Source organism: Pseudomonas brassicae (assembly GCF_010671725.1).
Lineage (GTDB): Bacteria > Pseudomonadota > Gammaproteobacteria > Pseudomonadales > Pseudomonadaceae > Aquipseudomonas > Aquipseudomonas brassicae.
Genome location: NZ_JAAHBU010000025.1, coordinates 1 through 12,530 on the forward strand (window position 1 = coordinate 1; position 12,530 = coordinate 12,530).

Here is a 12,530-nt window from a genome sequence, read left to right on the forward strand (position 1 = left end):
CGAGTTGCTACGCAACTCTAACAGTCGCTTGCTTCGGCTTCGCCAAGGGGCTTCGCCCTGCCCCCCTGCGGCAACACCTCCACCTCCGGCCTCTGCAAGGGGCGGTAGATCAAGATCAACAGCCAGATCAAGATCAAGATCGGCGGCGCGGCAGCGCGCGGCGCGCGGCGCGGGAAATCAACCGGATGCAATTGCCCCTCCCCGCCCGCCTCTCTACAATCCGCGCCATCACGGCCGACACCGCCCATTCCCCGCCGGCCCCGGAGCCTTTTTTCATGGAAGAGATTGAACAGCGCTGGCTGTACGCCCTTTCTGCCCCCATGGCCGCCCTCAACGGCGCCAGCATGACCTCCCCACGCTACTTCGACAGCGACGGCGACCTCGACCTGAAGAAATGGTGGGGCATCAACAACCGCCGCGAGCTGCTGCAGATGCTCAAGATGGCCGACACCGGCCACGCCGAACTGCTCAACGACGCCTACTGGCAATACCCGCGCTGCCAACACAGCGAGTGGCAGGCGGTGCTCGACGAGCTCATGCCACGCCAACGCGCCAACTACGAATTCGCCGCCCGCACCTACCCCGACTGCGGCTTCGGCGGCACCCGCGCCTGGGACCTGGGACGCATGAGCTACCTGCTGCGTGCCGGCGTGTTCGAAGGTTTGCTCACCGAGGCCGAAAGCCTCTGGCTGCACACCCGCCTGGCCATCCGCGCACGACACTTCTACAACAGTTGGGACAGTTACATGGCCGGCTACATGTTCGGCAAATCGGCCTGGAACTGCTCCGACCACAGCGACGAAGACTACCCCCTGCGCCTCGACCGTCAGGGCGCCGAGCATTGGAACCGCTGCATCATCATGAACATGCTCAAGCGCGCCAAGCCGCTGTTCGCCAGCCTGCCCTGGGACCTGCCACTGGATTATCCGCCACGGCCCGACTCGCTCGAGGAGAACACCTGGTCATGAGCTGCTGGATAAAACTGGGCATCGAACCCACCAAGGATCAGGACATCATTCGCGGCGCCTACCGCGCACGCCTGCCCGAATTCCACCCAGAAACCGACCCCGAGGGCTTTCAGGTACTGCGGGCAGCCTACGAGCACGCACTGAAACTCGCCATCGAAGAAGACGACGAGGACGACGATAACCCGGCCGACGCGGCCCCCGCCCGCACACCGCGCGTACACCCTGCCATCGGCGCATTCGCACGCATGCTCGCCGACCCGGCACGACGCTACAACGTCAGCGCCTGGCAGGCGTTCATCCGCGAACTCGACCAACTGCCCCTCGAAGACCTTGAGGACATCAGTTGGGACCTGCTCTGGCGCCTGGAAGAAGCCGGCCCGCTGTCCAATGCCTGTGTAACCGTGCTGGCCCAGCGCCTGGCATGGGAGCAGCAACTGCTGCGACTGGGTTATGAAGAGGCGCGCGAGGTCGAAAACCTGCTTGCGCGCTTCGCCAGCCCCGACCCGTTCGACAGCGGCCTGATGAATACCTGGTCGACGGCTGCCCAGCTGGAAACCCAGTGGTACCTGCGCACCCTGAAGCACCTCTACGAGAATCGCCCGCTGTTCGAACTCGCCGCCTTTGCACGCGAGCACACGGTGATCGCCCTGCCCCAGGACGCCGCCCTGGTCGAAAGCCTGCTGCTGAAGTTCTCCAAGGCCGGGGTCGCCAGCCCGAGCCTCTACGCCCTGTGCCTGGAGCGCCAGGTACAGCAGCCCGACGACCTCGACCTGCTGTACCTGCTGACACACCAGGCCAGCCTGTTGGGCAAAGAGGAACAGGCGCTGAGCGGCTGGACCCGACTCTGGCTGGAGCACCAACACCCGCAGGCCGCACGCGAGCTGCTCAAGCTGTGCCGTACCCACCAGCCACAACGCCTGCCGCTGATGGTCCAGGCGTTTGACCGCCTCACGCCTGTACGCCGTTGGCCCGACGACCTGAACGATGACGCGCAGACCCTCGGCAGCCCGTCACAGCGCCCGGAAACCCTGGCGCGCTGGTTCGAGGTCGCGCGCCTGGAACTGGGCGGCATTGCCGGACTGTTCGCCGACTGGCGCGCCACCGACAGTCACGAGCTCGAGCTGCTGGCGAACCTGATCGACGAACACCCGGACCCGGCCCTGCAACGTCTGTACCGGCACGCCTGGGCACTGCAATGCGGTGACACGGCGCTGCTGCAGCAGGTGCTCGAGGAGCCGCACAACAGCAACCTGATCGACGAACTGATCCTGCAAGGGTTTCGTTACCAGGCCGAGCAGCAACTGGCCTGGTTGCAGCAGGCGCCGATCCCCCTGGCGATCCAGTCATTCCTTGCCAGCCACTCGGCCCAACCGCAACTGCCAACGGTGCTCAAGGACGGTGCACTGACGCTGTGCCGCGACTGGCTGCGACGCCTGCGCCCTTACGACGCACGCATGCTGGCGCGCATCAAGGACACCTTCAATCCGAGCGGGATGATGCCTGAACCCTTCGGCCTGCAAGTGCAGTGCACCCTGGCGGGCGAAGGCCTGGTACTGCCGCCCGCGCCGACCGGTGCCGAACTGTGGCACTGGCACCGCCAGGCCCTGTTCATGCTGGCACTGGCCAAAGACCCGCAGGGCTGGCTGGCCCTGGTCACCCCGAGCATGCTCGATACCTTGCAATGCCCCAGCGGACATCCGCTGGCCAAGGTGCACAACCTGCTGCTGCGCATGCTGCAAGAGCAAGGCAACCTCGACGGTCTGCTGGGCTGGCTGGACAACCGCGACCCGCTGCAGAAGATCGTGGCCGACAGCCTGCCGGCGCCGGACCTGGCCCTGAGCAGCACGCGCCTGCCCAGCAGCGAAGTACTGCTGGCCAGCTATCAGAAAGACGAAGACGCCTTCGCCGACGACCTGCTGGGCATGATGCTGTTCTGGGCCGTGCTCTACCACGACCCCGCGCTCACGGCCGAACAACATCGTGTGCTGCTGCGCACAATGGCCGACATCAGCAGCGAAGAACCGTGGTTCGAAGCGTTTCGCACGGGGCTGATCAAAGGCGAACCGAGCAAGCCTGCGCGTGAAAAACTCGAGGCCTACGGCATGGACAGCGCAGTGTTCTTCAAGGTCATGGACACCCTCAAGGACCTGATCCGCTATGGCCGCGTCGGCGTGCCACGGCTCAAGGTGCTCAAGCAGTTGCAAAAGGCCAAGGATGACCCGAACACCGGCATCGGCCTGCGCTTCGCGCTGACCGCAGTACTGTCCTGGAGTGAGCGCCTGCTGCTGGCCCAGGCCGACCTGCAACCGGTCTCGCCCTGGGCATTCTGGCGCTGGAACAGTCGCCTGGGCCGCAGTGCGTTTGTCGGCCAGGTGCTGCTCTGCTTCTTTATCACCCTGGTGCTGTTCGTCACCTCGAACGGCGCGCCGGACGCGATGGTCAAGATCGCCCTGGGCATCGTGCTGCTGTTCGGCACCTGCCTGCGTCGGCTGCACGATATGGGCCATGGCATCGTGGTGATGGTGCTGCTGGCGCTGCTGTCGATCGCGATACCGTTTCTGCCCCTGGTGCTGGTCGCCATGCCTGGCGACCGACTGCCCAACCGCTATGGGGTATCGCCCGAGCATCATGATCCGCACGAGCTGTCCGGCGGGCTGCAGGCCGTGTTGCGGCGCCTGAACAGCTAGAGGTTGAGAGCGTCCAGCAGCTGGTTCAGGTGCTGGCGCTTGCTGCCGATCAGGTTGGACTGCTGGGTGGCCAGCACTTCGCTGAACTCGCTCAGCCAGGTGCCGATCTGCTCGCGCTCATCGCCCAGGCTTTGCATCCAGGCACGCTCCAGCCGCGCAGCCAGGGTGCGATTGGGCAAGGCATCACGCGGGTGGATCTTCAATCCGGCCAGGCGTTGCTGGCTTTGGCACGTGCCTCCTGGTCCAGCCCGGTCGGGCTGCGGTCGATGCTGTGGCTGTGGCGCGCGCCGGTTTCCACCAGCGTCACGTCCACTTCGAGCAAGCCGTTGATGTCGTAGCTGAAGCGGATGTCCAGTGCCTGGATCTTGTCCATGGGCGTGAGATCGACGTTGAAATCATCGATGAAGATGTTGTCGCGCACCCACGGACGTTCGCCCTGGTACACCGACACATGGATGACCTGCTGCTGTGGGTAGGTGGTGTAGAAACGCTCCACACGCGAGGTCGGAATCACCGTGTTGCGCTCGATGATGGGCGAGAACACCCCGGTGGATTCACCGCGTATCGACTCGACACCCAGGGTATAGGGGCACACGTCGGTCAGGATCAGCTCTTCGATCGCCGAGTCGCGGGCCTTGCACGCCGCCTGGCTGGCGGCGCCAAGCGCGACGATGGTATCGGGGTCCAGGTGGCGGTAGGGCAGACGGCCGAACAGGGTCGCGACCATCTGCTGCACCACTGGCATGCGCGTGGCACCGCCCACCAGCACCAGGCTGTCGAGGTCACGCGGGCTCAGCCGCGCATCGCGCAGGGCCTGCTCGATGGGCGCGCGCACGCGGCCCAGCAACGGCTCCCAGAGTTTCTGCGCACCCGCTTCGTCCAGGGTCCATTCACGCGGCTCGCCAGCACCCTTCCAGTGCACCGTCTGCGGGCCTTCGCCAAGCTTGCACTTGAGTTGCTCGATGTTGTCGTACAGGCTCGCCAGGGCTTGCGGCTCGACCGTCGCCAGCGGCACGCCCCAGTCCTTGAGGCAGGCCTGCAACAACGCTGCGGTGAAGTCTTCACCGCCCAGAAAGTTGTCACCGGTAGAGGCATGCACCTCGATCAGCGGCAAGGCGTATTCGAGCACGGTAACGTCGAAAGTGCCGCCGCCCAGGTCGAAGATCAGCGTGCGTTCGAACTTCTGCTCATGCAGGCCGTAGGCCATGGCTGCGGCAGTCGGCTCGTTGATCAGACGCTGCACCTTGAGGCCGGCCAGTTCGGCGGCGAACACCGTGCGTTTGCGCTGCTCGTCGCTGAAATAGGCCGGCACCGAGATCACTGCCTGGTCCACCGGGCAGCCGAGAAATGCCTCGGCATCCTGCTTGAGCGAACCCAATACCAGCGCCGAGAGTTCCTCGGGGCCGAAGGTCTGGCCGCCCAGCTCGAAGCGCTTTTCACTGCCCATGAAGCGTTTGAACGCCGCGACGCTGCGCTCGGGATGGGTGGTGAGGCGCGAGCGGGCGGCGCGCCCGACCAGAATGCTGCCGTCTTCGTCGACACTGACCACCGACGGGGTCAGTACCTCGCCGAGGGCATTGGGGATCAGTTGGGCGCGACCGTCCTGCCACACGGCAATCAGGCTGTTGGTGGTGCCCAGGTCGATGCCCAGCAAGGGCGTTGCGGCGGGGGTTGCATCCTGCATGTGAGATCTCTTGCTAAGACAGACAATGGTCCAGGCATGCAAAATACAGCAATCGAATTCATGAACAAAGCCAGGCCTCATGCGGTGTCGTGTCGAGACTGCACAGCCCCGACACGCGCACGTGTTTACGCGGCGCACTCAACCAGGGCGGCAACGCCCATATGAGCAACCCTTGCGTCCTGCTCGGGGGTCACCCCGGAAACACCTACCGCGGCGACTACATGTCCGTCGACACGCGCAGGTACCCCACCCTCCAACATGCCACACAGGCTTTGAGTGGAAAGAAACGCGGCACGTCCGCCATTGATCATGTCTTCCAGATGCTTCGATTCGCGGCGCGACAGCGCAGCGCATTTTGCTTTCTCGATAGCGATGGCAATACTGCTGGGGGGCGCGTCATCAAGACGCTTGAAGGCCATCAGATGACCGCCCTCATCGACGATCGCGATGCAAACGGCCCAGCCATTGGCGTGAGCTGTTGCAACGGCATTACCCATCATCCGCTCAACATCCGCCTGAGCGAGCACTTGTCTTGAGAACATACCAGTACCTGTCACATATCCAAGATTGGGCACTACGCGTTTTCCGCGTAGAGGGGGGCTTGCAGCGGCGCGCAGTGCTTGAGGCTCAAGCGTTCAAAAAAAGCCTCGCAGCACCGGGATGCATGGGTGGAGTTAATGTCCAGTGCACTGGTAAACAAGAACTCGCCATTGGTCAGCTCACCGAGCACATACAGGTCGTCTTCGCTGACGCCACGCGCGTTGATGGCCTGATACGTCTGTCGGTCGATGCGCAACCGCCGTGGGGGTTGGCGACAACAGTGCGATGTGCGAGCAGCTTCGACATCAGCATTGAATCCAGCTTGCTGACGTCGCGCGGCGAACCGGTGGCATTGATGACCGCGTCATACCGGCAGACCTCACCCTGCGCCCCGGCAACTAGCACCTCCTCGTCACTGGCGCAGAGAATGCGGTGATCACCTCGGATGAAGGCCAGGCGTCCGGACTCCAGGTAACCCAGTATTTTCTCGGCGTTCTCCACCGGAATCGACACGCGATAAGACATGAACACACCCATGAACTTCTCCAGAAACTGCTTTTTGTCAGCTTCCGAAAGCAGCGCCCACACCTTGTCGACCACTTTGTTCGTCGTATACAGCACTGCCTGCCAAGGGCGGGCCTGCTGCGCCGCATCGATCTCCTGGCGCAAGAACTCGACAATGTCCTCAGGCGGCGCAGGCACATGGAACTGTTCGGGGACTACCCCGCCGTGCTCGGCAATTTCCTTGCTGACCAGGGCGACCAATTGATTCAGGGTGAGGGTTGCGTTCTGCGCCAGCAGTTCATCAAAGTAGTCAACGGTCAGATAGCGCGGCACTATTCGTCCTTGCGTGCCCCGCACAGAGGGGAAAAAACCACTGCGAGAATAGATGGTCACCTGGCCTTGATGGCCATTTTCGAACAAACCGATCACCGCATCGATGCAACTCAAACGCGACCCGATCACGGCGACCGACGAGGCAGGTGCAATGATTGCGGGCAGTTCAGAGACCGGATAAGGATGCGCGAGCATACTGCGTCGTCGGGCACGCTCCAGCGGCTGGCCAGGCAACGTGCCACACATCAGGAACACACTTTCGCACTTGAGCGACACGCCACAGTCGGTATGCACGACATCCCCCCCCAAGTGCTTGACCACATCGATGACTTCAGCGGAGATTTGCACCACATTGACGCCCACCGAAGCGGCCTCTTTGATCACACTCTTGAAGCGTGACTTCAAATACATTCCGAACAGGGGGCGCGGCGCATAGGAGTCGATGGTCATTGAAAAGTCAGGAAAGTGGGCACGCACAGCAGAGGCGTTGAGGTTCAACCAGGCAAAGAAATCACCCGGTTTGTCAATGAATGGCGTGATGTAGCCCGACTTGGTATTGAGTATGTTCGAGGCAACGTCCTGGCTGTACGCCACGCCGCAGCCAAACTCGTCAGTCTTCTCAATGACAAACAAGGTCTTGGGCGCCGCGGGGCGGTCCGCTTGAACTGCTGGGTGTAATAATGAAGGAACGCCAGGCACGTCGATCCCGCCCCCACAATACAGAGAGTATTTTCCATAACACAAACCTTTGGGAAGTTAATACTGAAAGCGTTAAATACGCATTAGAGGCTGACGCTCATGACCTCAAGATCGGGCGATACATCAATAGGGAAATTCACCACCTTGCGCACGGTAGCCAACGAGACGCCTGCGGCCAGTTCAACCAGGCACAGGCCGGTGGGAGTCAACCGGAAAACGCCCACTTCGGTAATGTAGGTCACCTGTTGACCGCGACGCAGTGCCTCTGGCGCATTGAACGTCAGGTGGGCGACGCGCTCCACGAACTTGGAAATCCGTCCAGAGCGGGTCTGCTCCAGGCGTCCATCGTGTCCGAGGCTGATCGTAGCTCCATCGGCGGTGGTAGTGCCGCAGAAATACAGGTGTTTTGCGGTTTGCGAGATGTTGATAAACCCGCCTGCGCCGGGCAGACGCGTTCCAAACTTGCTGACATTGACGTTTCCCGCCTTGTCGATCTCGCCAAACCCCAGAAAAGCGACATCCAGCCCGCCGCCATCATAGAAGTCGAACAACGCGGCCTGATCGACGATCGCTTGCGGGTTCAACGAAGCACCGAAGGAAAGCCCCTCATCAGGTATTCCACCCACCACGCCCGACTCCACACTCAAGGTAAAGCCCTCGATGCCAAGCCTCTTGGCATAAGCCCCTATCAACGCAGGGATGCCAATACCGAGGTTGATGTTCGCCCGGGGGTACTTGTGCAGCTCGTGCGCAGCGCGCGAGGCAATGATTCGCTTGGCGAGGGGAACGTTGTCAAACGTGACACGTTCAGCCTCTGTCGTGCGCTGCGTGTAGCCAACGGCATGATGACGGCCATAGGTTTGCGGGTGCTCGGCGTCCTGGGCAAGCACGACATAGTCGACCAGAAACCCAGGTATTTTCACATCGGCCGGCTTCAGATTGCCGGACGCGGTGATTTTTTTGACCTGTACAATGACTTTGCCGCCGCAGTTCTTCACGGCCAGAGCCTGGGACAGAACATCCATGAACGATGTTTCCGACTCCAACGAGATATTGCCAGACTCGTCCGAAGTGCTGCCACGCAGTAAGGCATAGTCCAGGTGCAGCGTCGGATACAGCAGGTAGTCCAGGCCTTTGATGCGGATAGGCTCGACCAGTGACGCCGCCTGTCGCGAGCCGATAATTCCGCCACCATGCTTGGGATCAACGAAGGTTCCCAGGCCGATGCGAGTGATAAGGCCAGGTTCGTTGGAGGCAATCTTTGCAAACAGTTTGCTGATCACTCCCTGCGGCCAGTTATGCGCTTCCAAGCGTCCCTGTACTGCCATCTGGGCCAACGCCGGGCAGAGCCCCCAAAAACCTCCGATCGCCTTGACCACCAACCCGTCGAGCGCCAGTTGGTCCACCCCCCTACCCGCCTTGTCTCCCTGACCGGCAGCAAACAGTACTGTCAAATTGCTAGGCGAGCCCGTTTGCAAAAATGAACGACGCAGCGCTTGGGTCAGTAAATCAGGGTGACCACAACTACCAAATCCTCCCGACACGACGGTCGAGCCGTCGGCGATGAAATCCGCTGCTTCCGATGCAGTAATAATGTCCATTGAATCACATGTCTTTGATTAAAAACGCAGGTGTAAGAACGGCTGCCTGTCAGGTCAACTGTTTAACCGGTACATCACGAAAAGCAAGAATCGTGCAGCCCTGAGTCGTGCGCATTTCGTGAACAGTACCCGGCTCACGTACAATCAATGTGCCCGGCCGATACAACACATCATTTTCTACGTACTCACCTTTCAATACCAACACGGTTTCATACCCCATATGTACATGTCGCGGGGTAAATGCGCCGGGGAGGTACTGCAAAATAGCGCAGTCAGATCCCAGCGGGTCATCCTTGGTATTGTCAAATATGGGGTGAATCAACACATTCTTCCTCAGCCCTGGCTGATAGGGTAAAAACGCCAGGTCTGGCAATTCGGCTTCACCCAGCCCAAGATTGATCACTCTGTCGCCAGGCGAATCAACACAGGATGTATCTTCCAGCAAAGAACGAAGCACTATCGCTCTCCCATTGACTGCGGCGCTCATCTGCCACTCCTTACGTATTGTGTCAATCCATCAAAACCCCAAAACTGACCGTCCATACACGTCACGGCAATATAGTTGGGCGCGCCGTCCACCGCACCGAGGATGTCTTTCAACGCGGCATAGGCCGAATAGATCCAACTATCAATTTGCTCGAACGTATTGGTGTTCTGAGTGATCGTTATTTCCAGATGAAACACGACACTTTTACTAACCCGCTCTCCGCCCACAAACCATTGATTTTTAGCATCATTGATTCTGACGACGGTTAACCCTGAGTTTTTACCCAGAACTCTGCTTGTTAGCATGGTCAGCTGTTGGGCAATCCGCTGTTTTTAGCGTGTCGTCGACCGCTGCCGATAAGTTCAGATTCAAGATAGGCATGCCGTCACCAGTACTTTGGCCATTGACTGGTCGAACTTGCATTGTTCAGCACCAGGGCGATCAGCACCAACACGACCGAACTGGCCAGCACCGGTACCAGAAGAAAGTCCCAAGAGGCACCGCCTGCCAGAATCACCACCAGTGGATCTGCCCCCGCCGGCGCATGCAATGTTCTGGTCAGTTGCATCAACGCAATCGCCACACCCACCGCAACACCCATGCACAGTGGGCTAACCCCCAGGTACTTGACGACCACAATGCCCACGAAACTGGAAACAAGGTGGCCCCCTATCACATTGCGCGGCTGTGCGAGCGGGGCATCAGGTACTGCGAACAGCAACACACACGTGGCACCGAGCGGCGCCATCATGAATGGTAAGCCGAAACTCTGTGTCAAAATTGCAATAACCCCAATGCCCAGAAGCCCACCTATGAGACCATTCCAAACCAGCCGCGCGGCCGGCCTCGACGGCAATGGGTTACCCCCGGCCATTTTCTCAATGAATTTGATCACTGTTATCCCCCAATAGTAGACAGACCTGTCTGTATTTCGGTCGCCACTATACGTGCCATTACTGCACATAAAAATTGATAATAGCTATTGGCAATATGATCTTGATAGGAATTGCAAATGACAAAACGCGACGAGATTCTCATCACGGCCCTCAAGCTGTTTTCTCACCACGGCTATGCTGGCGTCGGGATAGACAGAATAATTGCCGAGTCAGGCGTGGCCAAAATGACGCTGTACAAGCAATTTGGCACAAAAGAGGGATTGATCGAGGCGACCCTGCAGCTTCGTGACGAGCTGTTCATGGCAGACCTCTCGAACTATGTCGGTCAACACGCCAGCGGCGCCGAAAAAATAAGAGCCATTTTCGAGTGGCACCGTCGCTGGTTTAAAGCCCCCGATTTCAATGGCTGCATTTTCATCAAGGCGTCCGAAGAATTCGGCGACTCGGTGCCAGCCTTTACCGCCATCATGCGCAGCCACAAAACAGCGATTCAAGATCTTGTGCGACGATGCCTGAGCGAAATGGGCGCGAGGGAAATCGAGAAGCACACGGCGCTGATCTTCATTTGCATAGAGGGGCTGACAATCCATGCCAACATGTTCAAAACCGACGACTTCACAGACCGTGTAATGAATACCGTCCTGGCGCTTGTTCAATAGGTATCTATGTTGGAGCCGATCAAAGACGAGGCGCTCTCGCGGCGCCTTGTTCGTTGTTCAAGGCAGGGGAATTGCCTGGCATGTGTCAGGCATAGCCAAACGCCAGGCACAAAAAAAAGCGACCCTAAGGTCGCTTCGTTTGTGGCTTCAGGGAGTTCAGTGGGCCCTGAAGCTAAGATATGGCGCAGCGGACGGGACTCGAACCCGCGACCCCCGGCGTGACAGGCCGGTATTCTAACCGACTGAACTACCGCTGCGCGATACACTGAGAAGTGGTGGGTGATGACGGGATCGAACCGCCGACCCTCTGCTTGTAAGGCAGATGCTCTCCCAGCTGAGCTAATCACCCTTCGTCTCGGTGTGGCGCGCATTCTACGGAGCACCTGACACTCTGGCAAGCACTTTTTTAAAATAATTTTTCAGGCCTTCCAATGACTTAGCGGGCTTGGCCTGAAGACGCCGCTCGGAGAATAATGCCCTCCTTATGTACCGAGGAGAGATGCACCCCATGTGGTTCAAAAACCTGCTGCCCTACCGCCTGACCCAGGACATACAGTTTGACGCCGAGGCGCTGGAAACCGCGCTGGCCACCAAGCCCGCGCGCCCCTGTGCCAGCCAGGAGTTGACCACCTACGGTTTCGTCGCGCCGTTCGGCAAAGGTGAAGACGCCCCCCTGGTGCACGTCAGCGGCGACTTCCTGCTGATTGCCGCACGTAAAGAAGAACGCATCCTGCCGGGTAGCGTGGTGCGCGATGCGGTCAAGGAGAAGATCGACGAGATCGAAGCCGAGCAGATGCGCAAGGTCTACAAGAAGGAACGCGACCAGATCAAGGACGAGATCATCCAGGCCTTCCTGCCACGCGCCTTCATCCGCCGCTCGATGATCTTCGCCGCCATCGCCCCCAAGCAAGGCCTGGTCCTGGTCAACTCGGCCAGCGCCAAGCGTGCCGAAGACCTGCTGTCGACCCTGCGTGAAGTGATGGGCTCGCTGCCAGTACGCCCGGTGACGGTGAAAGTGGCGCCAAGCGCGACCCTGACCGACTGGGTCAAGCAGCAGAAAGCTGCGCCCGACTTCTATGTACTGGACGAGTGCGAGCTGCGCGACACCCACGAAGACGGCGGTATCGTGCGCTGCAAGCGCCAGGACCTGACCAGCGACGAGATCCAGCTGCACCTGGGCACCGGCAAGGTCGTGACCCAGTTGTCGCTGGCCTGGCAGGACAAGCTGTCGTTCGTGCTCGACGACAAGATGGTGATCAAGCGCCTGAAGTTCGAAGAACTGCTGCAGGACCAGGCCGAGGAAGATGGCGGCGAAGAAGCACTGGGCCAGCTCGATGCCAGCTTTACCCTGATGATGCTGACCTTCGGCGACTTCCTGCCGGCGCTGTTCGAAGCGCTGGGGGGCGAGGAGATTCCGCAGGGGATCTGATTCACGCTATATAGATAGAGGCCATGCGCGCCCCATCGCGGCT

At 60.1% G+C, this 12,530-nt stretch carries 10 protein-coding genes, 2 tRNA genes and 1 pseudogene; 4 read left to right on the top strand and 9 right to left on the bottom strand.

Features of this window, described 5'->3' with window-relative positions; translation table 11 throughout:
* Nucleotides 1-275 precede the first annotated feature (275 nt).
* Complete coding sequence (locus G3436_RS02340; RefSeq protein ID WP_163940859.1) at nt 276-968, top strand: DUF1266 domain-containing protein; 693 nt, start codon at nt 276-278, stop codon at nt 966-968.
* Complete coding sequence (locus tag G3436_RS02345; protein WP_163940861.1) at nt 965-3,655, top strand: DUF805 domain-containing protein; 2,691 nt, start codon at nt 965-967, stop codon at nt 3,653-3,655. The genes G3436_RS02340 and G3436_RS02345 overlap by 4 nt, the downstream gene beginning before the upstream one ends.
* Here G3436_RS02345 and G3436_RS02350 read toward each other — a convergent pair.
* The 7 genes and pseudogenes from G3436_RS02350 to G3436_RS27230 form a co-directional block, all read right to left on the bottom strand.
* Nucleotides 3,652-5,339 (bottom strand): annotated as a pseudogene (locus tag G3436_RS02350) (Hsp70 family protein). The gene G3436_RS02345 and the pseudogene G3436_RS02350 sit on opposite strands and share 4 nt — an antisense overlap.
* 125 nt (nt 5,340-5,464) lie before the next feature.
* A complete protein-coding gene (locus G3436_RS02355) occupies nt 5,465-5,881 on the bottom strand; it encodes a GlcG/HbpS family heme-binding protein (RefSeq protein WP_163940877.1) in 417 nt (138 codons plus the stop codon).
* Nucleotides 5,882-6,053: 172 nt separating this feature from the next.
* Nucleotides 6,054-7,415, bottom strand: a complete 1,362-nt coding sequence (locus tag G3436_RS02360) for an FAD/NAD(P)-binding protein (RefSeq protein WP_338001189.1) — start codon at nt 7,413-7,415, stop codon at nt 6,054-6,056.
* 83 nt (nt 7,416-7,498) lie between these two features.
* Nucleotides 7,499-9,016, bottom strand: coding sequence for an acyl CoA:acetate/3-ketoacid CoA transferase (locus G3436_RS02365; protein ID WP_163940865.1), 1,518 nt, complete (start codon nt 9,014-9,016; stop codon nt 7,499-7,501).
* Nucleotides 9,017-9,065: 49 nt separating this feature from the next.
* Nucleotides 9,066-9,503: a cupin domain-containing protein gene (locus G3436_RS02370; protein ID WP_163940867.1), complete on the bottom strand. Its 438-nt coding sequence runs from the start codon at nt 9,501-9,503 to the stop codon at nt 9,066-9,068.
* On the bottom strand, nt 9,500-9,808 hold the full coding sequence (locus G3436_RS02375; RefSeq protein WP_163940869.1) for a hypothetical protein: 309 nt from the start codon (nt 9,806-9,808) through the stop codon (nt 9,500-9,502). Before G3436_RS02375 ends, G3436_RS02370 begins: the two co-directional genes overlap by 4 nt.
* Before the next feature lie 80 nt (nt 9,809-9,888).
* A complete protein-coding gene (locus G3436_RS27230) occupies nt 9,889-10,398 on the bottom strand; it encodes an HPP family protein (protein ID WP_338001190.1) in 510 nt (169 codons plus the stop codon).
* 117 nt (nt 10,399-10,515) lie between these two features.
* On the opposite strand from G3436_RS27230, the gene G3436_RS02385 reads away from it, so the two are divergent.
* On the top strand, nt 10,516-11,058 hold the full coding sequence (locus G3436_RS02385) for a TetR/AcrR family transcriptional regulator (protein ID WP_163940873.1): 543 nt from the start codon (nt 10,516-10,518) through the stop codon (nt 11,056-11,058).
* A gap of 180 nt (nt 11,059-11,238) precedes the next feature.
* On the opposite strand, the gene G3436_RS02390 is transcribed toward G3436_RS02385, so the two are convergent.
* Nucleotides 11,239-11,315 (bottom strand) — tRNA-Asp (locus G3436_RS02390).
* A gap of 16 nt (nt 11,316-11,331) precedes the next feature.
* Nucleotides 11,332-11,407, bottom strand: a tRNA-Val gene (locus G3436_RS02395).
* A 159-nt stretch (nt 11,408-11,566) separates the two neighbouring features.
* Between G3436_RS02395 and rdgC the strand changes: the two genes are divergently transcribed.
* A complete protein-coding gene (gene rdgC, locus G3436_RS02400; protein WP_163940875.1) occupies nt 11,567-12,487 on the top strand; it encodes a recombination-associated protein RdgC in 921 nt (306 codons plus the stop codon).
* Nucleotides 12,488-12,530: the final 43 nt, after the last annotated feature.